This is a genomic window from Arthrobacter globiformis (assembly GCF_030818015.1).
Classification (GTDB): domain Bacteria; phylum Actinomycetota; class Actinomycetes; order Actinomycetales; family Micrococcaceae; genus Arthrobacter; species Arthrobacter globiformis_C.
Map to the genome: position 1 here is coordinate 3,458,686 of NZ_JAUSZX010000001.1, position 15,213 is coordinate 3,473,898.

Annotated in this window: 19 protein-coding genes and 1 other RNA gene; 5 read left to right on the forward strand and 15 right to left on the reverse strand. The window is 65.3% G+C overall.

The features are described from left to right. The first annotated feature begins 7 nt into the window (after positions 1 to 7). The 3 genes from QFZ23_RS16195 to QFZ23_RS16205 are packed head-to-tail and all read left to right on the forward strand — an operon-like array spanning position 8 to position 1,545. A complete protein-coding gene (locus tag QFZ23_RS16195) occupies positions 8 to 721 on the forward strand; it encodes a metal-dependent transcriptional regulator (RefSeq protein WP_306924430.1) in 714 nt (237 codons plus the stop codon). 6 nt (positions 722 to 727) lie between these two features. Further along, positions 728 to 1,183 carry a fluoride efflux transporter FluC gene (locus QFZ23_RS16200; protein ID WP_306924432.1) on the forward strand — a complete coding sequence of 152 codons (456 nt, stop codon included), beginning with the start codon at positions 728 to 730 and terminating at the stop codon, positions 1,181 to 1,183. Further along, positions 1,180 to 1,545: a fluoride efflux transporter FluC gene (locus QFZ23_RS16205; protein WP_306924434.1), complete on the forward strand. Its 366-nt coding sequence runs from the start codon at positions 1,180 to 1,182 to the stop codon at positions 1,543 to 1,545. The genes QFZ23_RS16200 and QFZ23_RS16205 overlap by 4 nt, the downstream gene beginning before the upstream one ends. Here the strand turns inward: QFZ23_RS16205 and QFZ23_RS16210 are convergent. Further along, entirely contained in the window at positions 1,532 to 2,920 is a 1,389-nt protein-coding gene (locus QFZ23_RS16210) for an MFS transporter (RefSeq protein ID WP_306924436.1), read from the reverse strand. The two genes, QFZ23_RS16205 and QFZ23_RS16210, sit on opposite strands and share 14 nt — an antisense overlap. A gap of 22 nt (positions 2,921 to 2,942) precedes the next feature. Between QFZ23_RS16210 and QFZ23_RS16215 the strand changes: the two genes are divergently transcribed. Further along, positions 2,943 to 3,305, forward strand: a complete 363-nt coding sequence (locus QFZ23_RS16215) for a hypothetical protein (RefSeq protein WP_306926897.1) — start codon at positions 2,943 to 2,945, stop codon at positions 3,303 to 3,305. 126 nt (positions 3,306 to 3,431) lie between these two features. Next, the gene (locus QFZ23_RS16220; RefSeq protein WP_306924438.1) at positions 3,432 to 3,566 is read left to right on the forward strand and encodes a hypothetical protein; all 135 of its coding nucleotides are present in this window, start codon (positions 3,432 to 3,434) and stop codon (positions 3,564 to 3,566) included. A 73-nt stretch (positions 3,567 to 3,639) separates the two neighbouring features. Here QFZ23_RS16220 and QFZ23_RS16225 read toward each other — a convergent pair whose 3' ends face one another. The 14 genes from QFZ23_RS16225 to QFZ23_RS16290 all read right to left on the reverse strand — a co-directional run bounded on the left by QFZ23_RS16225 (position 3,640) and on the right by QFZ23_RS16290 (position 15,111). Continuing rightward, on the reverse strand, positions 3,640 to 4,623 hold the full coding sequence (locus tag QFZ23_RS16225; protein WP_306924440.1) for a S1C family serine protease: 984 nt from the start codon (positions 4,621 to 4,623) through the stop codon (positions 3,640 to 3,642). A 191-nt stretch (positions 4,624 to 4,814) separates the two neighbouring features. Further along, positions 4,815 to 5,183: a transfer-messenger RNA gene (gene ssrA / locus QFZ23_RS16230) on the reverse strand. A 122-nt stretch (positions 5,184 to 5,305) separates the two neighbouring features. Continuing rightward, positions 5,306 to 5,776, reverse strand: coding sequence for an SsrA-binding protein SmpB (gene smpB, locus QFZ23_RS16235; protein ID WP_306924442.1), 471 nt, complete (start codon positions 5,774 to 5,776; stop codon positions 5,306 to 5,308). 116 nt (positions 5,777 to 5,892) lie between these two features. Next, positions 5,893 to 7,260, reverse strand: coding sequence for a peptidoglycan DD-metalloendopeptidase family protein (locus tag QFZ23_RS16240; RefSeq protein ID WP_373427944.1), 1,368 nt, complete (start codon positions 7,258 to 7,260; stop codon positions 5,893 to 5,895). A gap of 45 nt (positions 7,261 to 7,305) precedes the next feature. After that, positions 7,306 to 8,220: a permease-like cell division protein FtsX gene (gene ftsX, locus QFZ23_RS16245; RefSeq protein ID WP_003804884.1), complete on the reverse strand. Its 915-nt coding sequence runs from the start codon at positions 8,218 to 8,220 to the stop codon at positions 7,306 to 7,308. Continuing rightward, complete coding sequence (gene ftsE / locus QFZ23_RS16250; RefSeq protein ID WP_306924446.1) at positions 8,217 to 8,993, reverse strand: cell division ATP-binding protein FtsE; 777 nt, start codon at positions 8,991 to 8,993, stop codon at positions 8,217 to 8,219. Before ftsE ends, ftsX begins: the two co-directional genes overlap by 4 nt. Positions 8,994 to 9,164: 171 nt before the next feature. Continuing rightward, on the reverse strand, positions 9,165 to 10,280 hold the full coding sequence (gene prfB / locus QFZ23_RS16255) for a peptide chain release factor 2 (RefSeq protein WP_306924447.1): 1,116 nt from the start codon (positions 10,278 to 10,280) through the stop codon (positions 9,165 to 9,167). Positions 10,281 to 10,350: 70 nt separating this feature from the next. Next, positions 10,351 to 10,764 (reverse strand): pilus assembly protein TadG-related protein, encoded by a 414-nt coding sequence (locus QFZ23_RS16260; RefSeq protein ID WP_306924448.1) that lies wholly within the window; start codon positions 10,762 to 10,764, stop codon positions 10,351 to 10,353. A 65-nt stretch (positions 10,765 to 10,829) separates the two neighbouring features. Next, a complete protein-coding gene (locus QFZ23_RS16265; protein ID WP_373427888.1) occupies positions 10,830 to 11,396 on the reverse strand; it encodes a hypothetical protein in 567 nt (188 codons plus the stop codon). Continuing rightward, entirely contained in the window at positions 11,377 to 11,772 is a 396-nt protein-coding gene (locus QFZ23_RS16270) for a TadE family protein (RefSeq protein ID WP_306924450.1), read from the reverse strand. The genes QFZ23_RS16265 and QFZ23_RS16270 overlap by 20 nt, the downstream gene beginning before the upstream one ends. A 3-nt stretch (positions 11,773 to 11,775) precedes the next feature. Next, a complete protein-coding gene (locus QFZ23_RS16275; protein ID WP_373427945.1) occupies positions 11,776 to 12,015 on the reverse strand; it encodes a hypothetical protein in 240 nt (79 codons plus the stop codon). 80 nt (positions 12,016 to 12,095) lie between these two features. Next, positions 12,096 to 13,037 (reverse strand): type II secretion system F family protein, encoded by a 942-nt coding sequence (locus tag QFZ23_RS16280; protein ID WP_306924453.1) that lies wholly within the window; start codon positions 13,035 to 13,037, stop codon positions 12,096 to 12,098. Then, positions 13,034 to 13,888, reverse strand: coding sequence for a type II secretion system F family protein (locus QFZ23_RS16285; RefSeq protein WP_306924454.1), 855 nt, complete (start codon positions 13,886 to 13,888; stop codon positions 13,034 to 13,036). Before QFZ23_RS16285 ends, QFZ23_RS16280 begins: the two co-directional genes overlap by 4 nt. Then, complete coding sequence (locus QFZ23_RS16290) at positions 13,888 to 15,111, reverse strand: CpaF family protein (RefSeq protein WP_306924456.1); 1,224 nt, start codon at positions 15,109 to 15,111, stop codon at positions 13,888 to 13,890. The genes QFZ23_RS16285 and QFZ23_RS16290 overlap by 1 nt, the downstream gene beginning before the upstream one ends. Positions 15,112 to 15,213 lie beyond the last annotated feature (102 nt).

Consider the following 15,213-nt stretch of genomic DNA (forward strand, 5'->3'; position numbering starts at 1 on the left):
TGAAGCTGTGAAGACCATTACGCCCTCCTCCTCAATCGAGGACTACGTTAAGGTCATCTATTCCTTCACGGAATGGCAGGACAAGCCCATCACCTCCACCCAGCTTGCACAGCGCCTCGGCGTGGCCAATTCCTCGGTCTCCGAAATGGTGCGCAAGCTCAAGGACCAGGGGCTGGTCCTCCACAAGCCGTACAGCGCCATCACGCTCACGCCCCAGGGCGTCCGGCTTGCCCTCTCCATGGTCCGGCGGCACCGGCTCATTGAGACGTACCTGGTCAAGGACCTGGGATACAGCTGGGACGAAGTCCACGACGAGGCCGAACAGCTGGAACACGCGGTCTCGGACACGTTCATTGAGAGGCTGGCAGCCCGGCTGGGCAACCCGTCACGGGACCCGCACGGCGATCCCATCCCCTCGGCTGACGGAACCGTCCGGATGCCGTCGGCCCACCGGATGATCGAGCTCGACGACGGCCACACCGGCAGGATCACCCGGATCAGCGACGAGAACCCGGAGCTGCTGCGCTACCTCGCGGCGGAAAGGATCAGCCTCGACGCCGACGTCGAGGTGCGCGGCCGCAAACCCTTCGGCGGTGCGCTCGTGGTCCGCATCGGCTCCCCCGGGACCAGCCGCGACGTTGACCTCGCCGACGAAGTGGCCTCCGCGCTGTGGATCCACAGCGACTCCGCGCATCCCGGCTGCCGCATGGCCGGGCTGTAGGCACAGTTGCGGGCTCCCCTGGCCGGTCGCACCGGCGCTGCCTCCAAGATGGGCTCCGGCTACGGTTGGCGGGTCTGGACGGCCGTGGCCGCCGGCGGACTGCTGGGCACGGAGCTGCGGTACGTGCTGGGACTGCTGTGCCCGGACCGGCCGGGAGACCTGCCGTGGGCCACGCTGGGCATCAACATCGTTGGGAGCTTCGTGCTGGCGGCCCTCACCACCGTCTGGATCGCGCGGCCGCAGACTGCGTTCTGGCTCCGTGCGGCCATCGGACCGGGCGTCCTGGGCTCTTTCACCACCTTTTCCGCCGTCGTATTTTCCACGGACCAGCTGACTCGATCCGGGCTCCCCGGATCGGGACTTCTCTATGTCGGACTCTCTGTGTTTTTAGGGCTGGCGGCAGCAGCAGCCGGCTGGCGGACCGGCAGGGTGCTGGGCGCTCCTCGTGGGGTGCGTCCGTGACGGCGCTCCTCGTGGGCCTCTTCGGCGTCGCCGGCGCCCTCCTCAGGTTCGCTGTGGACGGCTGGCTGGCCGGGTTCCCGTCGCCGCGGCGGCACTGGCCCTGGGCTACCCTGCTGGTCAACGTGGCCGGCTCGTTCGTGATCGGGCTGTCCGTGGGCGTCACTTCGGTATTCGGCCCGGAATGGCACTCTGCCCTGGCCACCGGGTTCGCCGGTGGCCTGACCACTTTCAGTTCCTGGACCACCGCCACGGTGCGGTTGGCCAGTGAACGGCGCTACCTCGCCGCCGCCGCCAACATCCTCGCCAACCTGCTGCTGGGGCTGGCTGCTGCCGCGGCAGGAATCGCGGTCAGCGGCGGCTAACTTTCATTGGGTTGCGGATTCCGACGGCGGAGCAGGCTGCACCCAGTAACAGCAGCGCGGCCGTGGCCAGCAGCGCGCGGTGCAGGCCCGGCGTCGTCAGCTCGGGACCGACGATGAAGCCCGCAAACGCGATGCAGACGAGGCCGGCGATTCGTGAAACCGCATTGTTCACCGCGGAGCCCACGCCCGCCTGCTTCTCAGGCACGGAACCCAGGATGGCCGCTGTCAGGGGTGCCACCGTCATGGAAAGGCCGAGGCCGAAGACCACCTGCCCTGGCAGGACCTGGGTCCAGTAGTTCAGGGAGCCGCCAATGGACAGCGTGAGCAGGAATCCGGCAGCACACAGCACCGGCCCGGCGGTCATGAACCACCGCGGCCCGAACTTGCCGGCGAGGCCCCCGAAGAACGATGCCAACAGCATCAGGATCACCGTGGATGGCAGCAGAGCCAGGCCGGCGGTGGTCGCCTTCATGCCGCCCACCTGCTGGATGTAGATGCCCAGTGCAAAGAACCCGAGGGAAAACCCGCCGTAGATCGCGGCCGTGGCGATGTTGCCCCAGCCGAAGTTGCGCACCGTGAACATGCCCAGGGGCAGGAGCGGCGCGGCTGTCCGCGATTCATGGATGAGGAAAAGCACTGTGGCCACGAGACCTGCGGCGAGCGGCAGCCAGACCTGCGGGCTGCCCCAGCCCGCGCTCCCCTGCTCGATCAGCGCGTAGACGGGTCCTCCAAGCGCAACGACGGCCAGAAGCGCCCCCGCAATGTCGATGCTGCCGGCAGCGCTGGTGGCAGCATCGGCCTTCCGCAGCCTGGCCAGGACGGGCCAGATGGCCGCCGCCGGCAGGACGTTGACGAAGAAGATGACCCGCCACGAGAGCAGATCCACGGATACACCTCCGATCAAGGGGGCCGCGATGGCGGCAGCACTGGTCCACGCCGACCATTTGCCGATGGCCGCCCCTTGGGCGTCACTGTCGAAGTGGCTGACGATCAGCGCGAGCGAGCTGGGCACCAGAAGCGCTCCGGCCACTCCCTGCAGCCCCCGGCTGACCACCAGTATTTCGCCGGTCCAGGCTGCCCCGCAGAGGACCGAGGTGAGGGCAAAACCGCCCAGCCCCCACTGCAAAACACGCACCCGTCCGAAGTGGTCTGAAAGTGAGCCTGCCGCCAGAATGAGTGCGCCCAGCGTCAGGAGGTAGGCGTCCACCACCCACTGCTGGATGCGGAGGCCGCCGCCGAGTTCCCTGCCGATGGCGGGCAGCGCCAGGCTGACGACGAAGCTGTCAAGGATCGCCATGAAGGACGCCACGATCGCGACCGTCAGTACCTGTCGCTGGAGGCGCGTGGGCGCGGTGGTCTGGCTGGCATCGCTCATGACTTACCGTATCGTGGAGTGGATGATCAGCAGACGTGATGCGGCAATTGCCCTGGATGTACCACTGGAAATGGCGCAGCGCCACGGCATTCCCAAGCTTCTGACCGAAGCCCAGTTAGGCGAGCTACTGGACAATCCCCCCGCCTGGCTCGTCCAGTCGCGCGCTAACCGGACAGGGAAAAGGCCGGTGTGGGTGCATCTCGTCTGCGCGGTCTGTGGTTACGAGGAGGCTGCCCGGCCAAAGAAGTGGTGGCCCGAGTTCACGTATGTCGTTTGCGCGCATCACCGCCCCTCCGAAGTGCCCCGGCCGGCGCCCGGGTTCGTACGGAGCGAGTTCGACGGCGTGGGCACCAGGTTCGTGGGAATCGCCGACGTCGCCGGCTGACGGGCCTGGTAGACGGACAAGGTGATCTGCGCGGGCGGCGAACTTGGGCAGTTACATTTGGGCTGGAACAGGCGTAATTTACGTAGGGAGGGGCACTCTCCTGCTCCTCGGACGAGGGAGCACGCCATGCCGGACAAGTCGCCGCACCAGCAACAGCAGAAAAAAGCAGGCAAAACGATCAAGCAGAAACGCGCGGACAAGAAGGCCAAGGCCCCAATTGAGGGAGCCCCGGACCCTGTGGCGCATCTGAAGAAACGCTGATTGCTGGAAAACATAGATTAGGGGTGACCAGGGATTTCCTGGCCACCCCGTTCTTTGTGTCCGGTTCCTGTGCCTATCCCCAGTCCGCCATTTCGCCGGGAACCGCCGACACATCGGTTAGGTGTCCGTCGCGCAGGACGGCTATGTTCATCGGGACGCCGATGGCCTCGGCGAAGAGGAGTTTCTGCAGGCTCTCGGCATTGCTGACCGGGCGGGAGCCTACCCGCAGCAGCACATCGCCAGTCCGGAGCCCTGCCTGCTCCGCCGGGGAACCGGAGAGCACCTCCACCACGCGCAGCCCCTCCCGCTGGCCGGTTCGGACCACTTCGCTGACAGCCAGGCGGATCGGGGTGCTGACCACGCCGAGATAGGCGCGCCGCACCCGGCCGTCCGAGAGGAGCGCGGAGATGATCCGGCGCGACGTGCTGTTGATGGGAACGGCCAGCCCCAGCCCGGCACCGGCCACCGCAGTGTTGATCCCCACGATCCGGCTTCGTGAGTCGGCCAGTGCCCCGCCGGAACTGCCGGCATTCAAGGCGGCGTCGGTCTGGATGACGTCCTCAATGACCCTGCGGTTGCGTCCGGCCCAGACAGGGATGGCACGTCCCAGTCCGCTGACCACACCTGCCGTCACCGAGCCCGAGAGTCCCAGGGGGTTCCCGACGGCTATCACCAGCTGCCCCACCCGCAGCGACTCGGCGTCACCGAACTCCGCCGGCGCGACATGCGGGGCGCGGCCCCGGACCACAGCGAGATCGGACAACGGATCCGCGCCCACCACCTCAAGAGCAGTACCGGAGCCGTCAGCGAAGACGGCGTGTCCTTTCTGGGTCCCGGCAACCACGTGGGCGTTGGTCAGCAGGTAGCCATCCTCGGTGAAGAGGACAGCGGATCCGGCGCCGACCCGGAACCGTCCGTTGCGCCGGTTCCCCGTCATCTCAATGGCAGCCACATGGGGTGTGACGGTCCTGGCCACCCTGATGACCGTCTCCGAATAGGAGTCGAGGGCCGCGCCGTCGTCGACGGGACCCGGTTCGTTTGCAGCCGCCGTGGACATGGCATGCCTCCCTACCGCTGGTTTCACATCACTGGATTCGTGATACCTGTCACAACCCCGCCGGCAGGGTGGGTAGTCCCGTGCGGGCTACGCCGTGGGTGAACAGCAACAGCTGCCGCGGACTGGGTCAGGGGCTTAAACAAAGAGCGCCCGGACCGAGGTCCGGGCGCTCCCCGTCAGGTAACGGGATTTTGTGGAGATGGGGGGAATTGAACCCCCGTCCGATGTCGTGTTGTCAGGGCTTCTCCGGGCGCAGTTTGCGTCGGATTTTCTCGGCCCCAGCCGTCCTGCAAACAGGCAGCTGATCCGGGCCCAGTCATCTAAGAGTCCCGTTTACTCCGATGACGGGAGCAAACAGCAGTGGCTATCTAAATGACGCCAGGATCCGGGGCGATAGCATCCCCGGGCTGACGGACTGAACTACTGTTTAAGCAGCGAGTTCGAAGTCAGTGCGCTTAGATTCGGCACTTATTGGTTTGCAGACAGCGTTTACGAGATAATTCTGCATCCTCGGCCCGCTTCACCTGTCGCGACTAACATCGTCGAAACCGATCATCCCCGTATTTTGTTACCAAACCGGTCAGACGCAGGTTCGAAACCTGATCCCTGCCGGACTACCAATCATAACGCATTGGGGCGCCAAATCATTCCAGCCGGTGCACCGCGCGTCGGCCGCGCAGGCCTAGCGCCGGTTGCGTTCCCGCATGACGCGCAGGGCCTCGCGCTTGTCCTGCTGCTCGCGAAGGGTCTGGCGCTTGTCGTAATCCTTCTTACCGCGGGCGATGCCAATTTCCACCTTGGCCCGGCCATCCACGAAATACAGCTGCAGCGGGACAATCGTGAAACCTGATTCACGGATCTTGTGCGAGATCTTGATGAGTTCTTCGCGGTGCAGCAGGAGTTTCCGCCGCCGGCGCGCCGCATGGTTGGTCCAGCTGCCCTGGTTGTACTCAGGGATGTGGATGCCTTCCATCCAGAGCTCGTCGTTGTAGAACGTGCAGAACCCGTCGACCATGGATGCGTGACCTTCGCGGAGGGACTTCACCTCCGTCCCCATGAGCGCTATGCCCGCCTCGTAAGTGTCCAGGACGTGGTAGTCGTGCCGGGCCTTCCGGTTGGTGGCCACGACTTTACGGCCACTTTCTTTGGGCACGGTTCAACTCCTCAGTTCTCGGTACTGGCTGTTCCGGCGGCACCGGAACAAAGTCTTACTATTCTACGGCAGGTGCGCCGGCGGGCCCGCGTCGCCGGGTGGCCGGTGCCCCCGCGTCAGAGCAGGCGCATCGGGTCAACCGCCTCGCCGTTCAGCCAGGTCTCAAAGTGCGAGTGGCAGCCCGTAGAGTTTCCGGTGGTGCCCGAATAGGCGATGAGCTGGCCCTGGCTGACCTGCTGTCCCACCGAGACCACCACACTGGTGTTGTGGTAGTAGATCGTGGTCAGCGAGTTGCCTTGGACCACGCCGTGCGAGATCTTGACGTTGTTTCCGCCGCCGTCGTCCGCCCAGCCGGCTGAGAAAACTGTGCCGGCTGCGGCTGCGTACACCGGCGTGCCGCAGGCGGCGCCGAAGTCAATGCCCGTGTGCATGTAACCGCCGGTGCCGTAGAAGTCGATTGTTCCGGGCGGCGTCGCACGCCATCCAAAACCGGAGGTGATGGGTACGCTGTCGGGGAACGGGTGGCGGAGGCCAAAGGCCGACGGCGGCCCTGCTACGGGCGGCACGTAAGGCTTTGCTTCCTCGCCCTTGGCCTTCGCCGCCGCGGCGGCAGCGGCGGCGATCCGACGCTGCTCGGCGAGCCACGCCTCGCGCAGCTTGCGGTCACGCTCGACGATTTCGGCGGCAACGGCGTCCTGGCGTGCCTTGACGGCTGCCAGCTTCTTCTGGATTCCGGGCTTGGCGGCCTCGAGTTCGTTGTTCAGGCGGGTGGTGTCGGCGATGAGCTTGTCCACCTTGGCCTTCTTGGCGGCGGCCTCGTCGCGGGCGGCTTTCTCTTTGGCAAGCGCCGCGTCAGCCTTGGCCTTGAGGTCCTTGATCTCGGCTTCGACTGCCTGCAGCCGGGCCTGCGAGTTCACGTTGGTGGCGTTCTGCTGGGTGAGCTTGTCCATCGCGGAGTTCTGGCTCCGCAGCGCCTGGTCGGCCAGGTCCATCGTGTCTGTGAGGCTGCCGGTGTTGTTGGAACCGAAGAAGAGGGTGAGGTCTGAGGGCACGCCGCCGGACTTGTAGGCCTGGGTGGCGATCTGGCCGATCAGCTTCTTCGTGCTGGCGATCTTCTGCTTGTCGGCATCCAGCTGCTGGGTGATCTTGGCCTTGTTCTGCTGCGCGAGATCCACCCTGGCAGCGAGGGCTTCCACTTCCTTGACGGCACTCGCCACGCGGCCCTGGGCCTCGAGCAGCGCCTGCTGCGCGGCCGGAAGCTGTCCCCGGTAGATCACGAGGTCCCCGGCTGCTTTGGAAATTTTTGCATCGACGAATTCGAGCGACTGCTGGACCCGGGCGGCTTCGGCCTTCAGGGCGGCCTGCTGGTCCTCAAGGTCGTCCGCGAAGGCGGCGGGAGATGACGCACCCAGGCTCGCGGCCAGCACCAGTGCCACTGCGGCACTGAGAATCCTGCGCTGGCGCCCCGCGGGGCTCTTTCGCATGGGCCTGCCGGAACTCGTCATGGGCATTCCTTCGGTGAGCATGGCCTACACCCTCAAGTATCGGCGCAGCGTGAGCAGAGATGAAGTGCCCGCCAGAACAACACCCAGCCCGACGAGTGCCGGGGCGAGGAGCAGGGTCTGGGCCGGCGAGATGAACGCCGTATCCGGATACTGCTTGGACAGGTACTCGCCCAGGAAGAAGTGGGCCACGGCCCACAGCGTTCCTGACGCGAGGGCGGCGCCGATGACCGCGGCGATCACGCCTTCGAGGATGAAGGGCAGCTGGATTACTGTCTTGGAAGCGCCCACGAGCCGCATGATTCCTGTTTCCCGGCGCCGGCTGAACGCCGAGAGGCGGATGGTGGTGGCGATGAGCAGGATGGCGCACACCGTCATCACGCCTGCGATGATCACTGCGACGAGGGACGCCGCGTTCATCACGGAGAAGAGCCGCTCCAGGACCTGCCGCTGGTCGATGACAGTTTCCACGCCCGGCTGCGAGGCGAAGGTCTCGCTGATGATCTGGTACTTCTCGGGGTCCTTCATATTAATCCGGAATGAGGCGGGGAGCTGGTCCGGCGTAACCGAATCGACGATGGGAGAGTTCGAGAACTGCTCCTTGAAGTGCTTGTAGGCGTCGTCCTTGGATTCGAACTGGAAGTCGTTGATGTACTGGGCGACTGCGGGCGATTCCAGCAGGGTCCGCACGTTGTCCTGCTGTTCGGCCGTCACCGGTCCCGAGGCGCAGCCGGCCGCCGTCGACCCTTCACCGCACAGGAAGATGGCCACCTGGACCTTGTCGTACCAGTAGCCCTTCATCTGGTTGATCTGGAGCTGGAGCATCCCGGCGGCGCCCACGAAGGTCAGGGACACGAAGGTCACCAGGATGACGGAAACGACCATCGAGAGGTTGCGCCGCAGGCCGCCGCCGATCTCGCCGAGGATGAACTGGAGCCTCACAGCCGCCCCTCCCCTGCCTGGTCGCGGGCGGCCTCGTCGTCGCGTCCGCTGGCGTCCTTGAGCCTGCGTGACTGGCCGACCACCGGGATCATCGACGTGTAGAGGGCCCGGGCTTCGTCGCGGATGACCTTGCCGTTCTTGAGCTCCACAACGCGTTTGCGCATCTCATTGACGATGTCGTCGTCGTGCGTGGCCATGACCACTGTGGTGCCGTTCTGGTTGATCTTGTCCAGCACCCCCATGATCCCCATGGACGTGGTGGGGTCCAGGTTGCCGGTGGGCTCGTCGGCCAGCAGGATGCCGGGGCGGTTGACCACGGCCCGGGCAATGGCCACCCGCTGCTGCTCACCGCCGGAGAGCTCGTGGGGCATGCGCTTCTCTTTGCCCTCCAGGCCAACGGTTTTGAGCACCTCAGGGACGGTGTCGCGGATGACGCTGCGGCTCTTGCCGATGACCTGCATGGCAAAGGCTACGTTGGCGAAGACGTTTTTCTGCGGCAGCAGGCGGAAGTCCTGGAACACCACCCCGATTCCGCGGCGCAGGCGGGGCACGCGCCAGCTGGAGATGTTGGCTACGTTCTGGCCGGCGACGTAGACCGTGCCGGAAGTGGCGCGGTCTTCCTTGAGGACCAGGCGCAGGAACGTGGACTTGCCGGATCCTGACGCGCCGACGAGGAAGGCGAATTCACCACGGTCAATTTCAAGGCTGACAGAATCCAGGGCGGGCCTGGCTTTCTGGTCGTAGACCTTGGTGACATTTTCGAAACGGATCATGACCCTAAAACCCTGCAGGACACGGCTTTAAAGGCATGGTCTGCAACCGGTGCGGGGGCTTTCACTAGGGGGAAGTTGAGCTCCGGCCTCTCGACTATACGCACGGGCTGCCATGCTCAGGCGGGAGTCAGAGGGGCGTGTCGCGGATTAGGTCCCTTGCCCCTGGCGCGTCTAGCGTTCTGCGTTGCGGTTGTCAGTGCGCCAGCGGATCCCGGCTTCGATGAAGTCGTCAATGGCGCCGTCGAACACGGCGGAGGTGTTTCCCACCTCGTGCTCGGTCCGGAGGTCCTTGACCATTTGGTACGGATTCAGGACGTAGGAGCGCATCTGGTCGCCCCAGGATGCCTTGACGTCACCGGCGAAGGCCTTCTTCTCCGCGTCCTCCTGCTCCTTCTTGAGCAGCAGAAGCCTGGACTGGAGCACCCTCATCGCGGCGGCGCGGTTCTGCAGCTGCGATTTCTCGTTCTGCATGGACACCACCGTGCCAGTGGGTATGTGCGTCAGGCGGACGGCGGAGTCGGTGGTGTTAACCGACTGGCCGCCAGGGCCGGACGAGCGGAAGACGTCGACGCGGATTTCGTTGTCCGGGATGTCGATGGAGTCCGTCTGTTCGATGAGCGGAATGACTTCCACGGCAGCGAAGGAGGTCTGCCGGCGTCCCTGGTTGTCGAACGGGCTGATCCGGACCAGCCGGTGTGTTCCCGCCTCGACGCTGAGCGTGCCGAAAGCGTACGGCGCATTGACCTCGAAGGTGGCGGACTTGAGGCCCGCTTCTTCGGCGTAGGAGGTGTCCATGACGGTGGTTGGGTAGCCATGGCGCTCCGCCCACCGCAGGTACATGCGCAGCAGCATCTCGGCGAAGTCCGCGGCATCGACGCCGCCGGCTCCGGAGCGGATGGTGACCACGGCCTCACGCTCGTCGTACTCGCCGGCAAGCAGGGTGACGACTTCAAGGTCCTTCAGCGACTTGCGGATGGACTCCAGCTCCGCCTCCGCCTCGCCCATGGAGTCGGCGTCGTCCTCGTCCTGGCCAAGTTCCACCAGCACCTCAAGGTCATCGATGCGGGAAGCCAGGGTGTTCAGCCGCTCCAGCTCGGATTGGCGGTGCGAAAGCCGTGAGGTGATGACCTGGGCGGCTGCGGGGTCGTCCCAGAGGTCCGGCTCGCCGGCCCGCTCGCTCAGTTCTGCGATCTCTTCCTTGAGCGCCTCGATATCGGTGACATTTTCGATGGAGGTATAGGTGCCGCGCAGTGCGCGGATTTCTGCAGCAAAATCAATTTGAGCCATGGTTGTTTAAGCGTACGCTATCCTCCCTCACCGGCTGCGCCGGTAGCAGGTGTAGCGGGCCTGCGGCCCGCTACCGGGTCAACCGCGAGCGCGCCGTGGATGAGGCCCCAATGGTGATGCCGTCCGGGATGAGGAAGTTGACCACCGGCGGGTGCACGGTGGCGCTGAGAACCACGACGGCGGTGGAACCGTCGGGCGTCCCCGTTCCCGCCGCGACGGCCAGCCCGTCGACCCGCCCGAAGGCGCCGTTGCGGCTGAGATAGTCGGCTGCGACGTTCCGGACCCTGTCACCATTCAGCAGTGCCGAGGGAGTGCCGCCGGCCGTTTCGACCTGGCCGAGCGTGTAGGAGTCGGCGGCGGCCACCGAGGCGCCGTCTGCCAGCGACAGGAGCTTCTTGTGCTCGATGTAAAGGCTGGACGCCGCCATGACCACGGTGCTGACCAGCAGGGCCAGCATGACGAATCCGATGATGAGGACTGTCATTTGTCCGCCCTCATCACGGCTCGTTCGCGCTGGTCCGGCAGGTGTGCGGCCGGCCGCAGGAGGCGTCAACGGAACCTGCCCACAACCTGGGTGGCCGAAGCGCTCAGCTGGCCGGCGTTGAGGCGAAGTGCTTCCCCGAAGGGCACGAAAGGCAGCGGCACGGTGAGCCGTACGGTGACGGTGACCGCGGAGCCCGCCGCCATGCAGTCGCCGCCGGAGTCACAGCGGATCTCGACGCTGGCGTTCCCGGCGGGATGGCCGTAATCGGCAAGCGCCAGCATGGTAGCCTGCTCTGCTGCCGCCCGGCCCGACGATGCCGCGGGCTGGGTTACGAAGACCTTGGCCGCCTGGTCAGCTGCCCCCACCACTGCGAAAGATCCGCCCTGGATCTGGCCAACTGTGATGATGAAGTAGACCACGGGCACCATGAGGAGCAGTCCAAGGAACGTGAACTCGACGACCGCACTCCCCCGCTGCCCGTCGTCGCCCCCTAGGTTTTCCGGGCGGCGGCCGCCGTGGGCACGGAGAGTGCCGGGGCTCCCACAGCCGTCAAGGCACAGAGCCTCCCGGAGCCTGCCCGCAACGCTGCTGGTCAAGTGCCGCCGCCTGGGGTCAGCCGGTGATCGCGGCATGTCCGGTGACCTCCAGCCCTTCGCGCGGCCCGATCAAACCGATGACCGGCAATGGGGCCCTGACGGTCACTTCCAGCGTCCGCAGCCCTTGGAATGAGACTTCGCGCGTTTCGATGTCGCGGGCAAAGTCCGCGTTGAGCGCCGTAGCGATGAGCTCGCCGGTGCGGCGCCTGGCGTCGGCCGCGCTGCGGTCGGCCAGGGTCCCGTACCGGGCGCCAGACGCCGCAGCGTCGATGAGTGTATTCCGGACGTGCAGGATGAGCGCGAGCTGGATGATGGACACAAAAAACATGGTCAGCAGGGCGCCCACGAGCACAAAGTCGACCACAGCAGCACCGTGCTCGCGCCCGGAGGTGTCCGCGCCGGTCCCGTCCACTGGCTACTTTCCGACCGTGTCCATCGCCTGATTGAACATGGCCTCCAGGGCAGGACCGGCCAGGGCCAGCAGTGCGGCAACAAGTACGGCGGACATCAAGGTGATCATGACCCAGCCGGGCACATCCCCGCGCTCGGGATGGTCCGCGAAAGTCGAAATCTTCCGGGGGCGCGGGACGGCGGCCAAGGAGTGGCCGATCAGCGCCGTCACTGCGGCGACTAGTGCAAGTCCGTGCCTGGCCATGAATGTCATGTGCTTCCCTTTTCTCCGAGTTGGGTATTTGTTGGGCATGGCCTCCGCCAGCGGTTGCCGGAGCAGCGGCGTCAGAAATTCAGGCTAAGTGCCGCTATTCCGGGGAACACGGCAAACACCACTGTCAGGGGCAGCACCCCGAAGACAAGCGGCACCATCATCGCAATTTCCTTCTTGCCGGCAGACTCCATCAGCTCACGCTTGGCCGTGTCCCGGACGTCCTGGGCCTGGGCCCTCAGGACTTCGGCCAGTGGCGTTCCGCGTTCCACCGCCACGATGATGCCGTCAACAAAGCGGATAAGCGGCCCGAGATCCGTCCGGGCGGAAAACTCCTGGAGCGCCTCAACTAGGGGCTTCCCCGCCCGGGTTTCGGCCAGGACCCTGCTGAATTCCTTGGAGAGCTCGCCCCTTGCCGTCCTGCACACGCGGTCGAGGGCACCAGTGGCGCTTTCCCCGGCGCCCACCGCAAGCGCAATCATCTCCGCCAGGCTCGGGAACTCAGCCAACATGCGTTCCTCCCGCCGCCTGATCTGCACACCCAGCCAGTAATCACGGAACAGGAATCCGCCGATCCCGCAGCCGACTGAGACCGCCACGGCCAGGACAGGACTGAACCTCCCGGCCAGCGCTGCCACAACAATGACACTGACAGCGGCGATGAACGCGCAGAGTGCCCAGAAGAGCTGCTGGGCCCGGAAGTCCAGGGGCGACTTGTCGATTCGTGCCTGGGCGAGCCTGCGGCTGAGGGCTGCGGAGCCAAGGTTGAACCGGGCCAGTTTGGCTGTTGCTTCCCTGATCAGCGGGCGGAGTATGCGCTCGAGGGGACCAAACGGAGTCAGGATGTGTTCCTCCGCCCGCAGGAGCCTCGATTCGAGGTTTTGGGCCCTGAGCTGCGGTTCGATGCGTTCCACGAAACTGACGGACCGCATAAACGGCAGCCTGACAAGAAGGAGCCACAGGCCGGCACCGAGGAGTGCGCCACAGACGATCGCGGCCGCTGGCACGGTAGTCATCGCAACACCCTCTCTTCCTCCGGGAGGGCTCCGATCTTCAGCATGACCGAGTAGCACACCAGCGAGACAACCAGGCCTCCCAACAGCACGGCCGCCCCGATGGGGGTGTTGTATGCAGCCACGGCCTCCGGACGGCTGACCAGCAGCAGCATGACGATCCACGGGGCCGCGACGGCCAGCCTGGCGGCGTTGACTGTCCACGACTGCCGCGCTTCAAGCTCGCTGCGGGTCCGGGCGCTTTCGCGCAGGAACTCTGCGAGCGTCCCGAGCAGCTTGCCGAGATCGGAGCCGCCCACCTCCCTGGTAAGCCTGAGTGCCTCGATGATGCGGTCGGCTACCGGGTCCGCCAGCCGTTCCTTGAGCCTGTTAAGGGACGCGTCGAATTGGCCACCAGAGCGGTAATCCGAGCCGAAGTCGCGGAACACTTGCCGCAGCTCCTCGGGGCCCTTGTCGCCCAGCTGTATCAGTGCCTCCGGCAAAGACAGCCCAGCCCGGATGGCCGACCGCAGGTGATCGACGACGTCGGGCCATACCCGCCGCAGGACAGCGCTGCGTCGTTTGGCCCGCCATTTGACCACCGCCACCGGAAGCCAGCCGCCGAACAGGCCAAAGCAAACGGAAATGGGCCAGGACCTGCTCACGGCGAAAAAGGCCAGGGTCGCAAAAGCGCCAAGGCCTAGGCAGCTGCCGACGAGACCGGCGCCGGTGACTTTTTCAATGCCGGCCGACAACAAGAGGTCATGGAGACGGCTTGTCCGCGGTCCACGCTTGGGGCGCACGGGCTGGTCCCAGGCCGACCACCAGATCAGGAACAGCCCGGCACCTGTCAGAACTCCCAACAATGCAGCCATTAGCGCGGGTCCAAGAGCGCCGCGACTTCATAACCAGCCCTCGCGAATTTCTCCTCCGCCGGCATGGTGTTGGCCGTCGGCTCCAGCAGGCCGCCGATCATAGAAAAAATCATCGAGGATTCGATAATTCCGTTCTCGACCCGTCTGCCCAGGGAGAGGATTTCCGTCACCTGCCTGCGCCCGTTCGCAAGGCGGCTGCAGTGAACCACCAGATCGATGCACGAGGCCACGGTCGGAACCACAAACGCACTGGAAATGTTGTCACCGGCGAGCAGCGGGAGCGTGCACATCTTGGTCACCGCGTCGTGGGCTGAATTTGCGTGAACGGTGCACATCCCAGGAAGGCCGCTGTTAAGGGCGATCAGCATGTCGAGGCTCTCTGCTTCCCGAACCTCGCCCACCACCAAGCGGTCAGGCCGCATGCGAAGGGCTTCCTTGACCAGCCGGCGGAGCGGGATTTCTCCTTCGCCTTCCAGATTGGGCTGCCGGCACTGCAGCCCGACCACATCGCGCAGCGGAAACTGCAGCTCGAAGATCTCTTCGACCGTAACGACGCGCTCTCGGCTTCCTATGCTGGCTGCGAGGCAGTTCAGCAGCGTGGTCTTTCCCGCCTGCGTGGCACCTGAGACCAGGATGTTGAGTCCGCTTGCGACGGCGGCGCCCAGGAATCGCCCGGACTGCGGGGTCAGGGTGCCCAGTTCCACAAGATGATCCAGCCGGGTTGCCTTCACAACGAACTTGCGGATATTCACGGCCCAGTGGCGCCTGGTGATATCCGGAATCACCACGTGCAGGCGGGACCCGTCAGGCAGGGCTGCATCCACGAAGGGCGATGAGATGTCCAGCCGCCGACCCGAGCTCTTCAGCATGCGCTCAACCAGGTCCCGGACCTGCTGATCCGTAAGGCTCAGTGATGTGAGTTCGGATTCACCGTTCCGTGCAACGTAGATTTCCGTCGGTGCGTTGATCCAGATTTCCTCGATCCCCGGATCATCCAGCAGAGGTTGGAGGACCCCGAACCCGGCCACGGCATCAAAGACAAACCGCCGGGCTGACTCCAGTGGCCCAAGCGGCGGAAGCGGACCCATGAGGGCGCGCTCGTCGTAGTCGGTCACGGCAGCTTCGACGAGCCGCCTGACCTCGGCAGTCTGGTGCAACGGATCGAGACCCCGCCGACGGATCAGCTCCCGGACTTCATCCTCGACAATGCGTACTGCATCCATGAATTCCCCCGAACGACTGCCGCCCCCAGCGGAGGCAGTACATCTGGGTTAAAGCTAAGGGAAGCTACCCCGTGAGCCAAGTCACAGGATTAAGAATGTGGA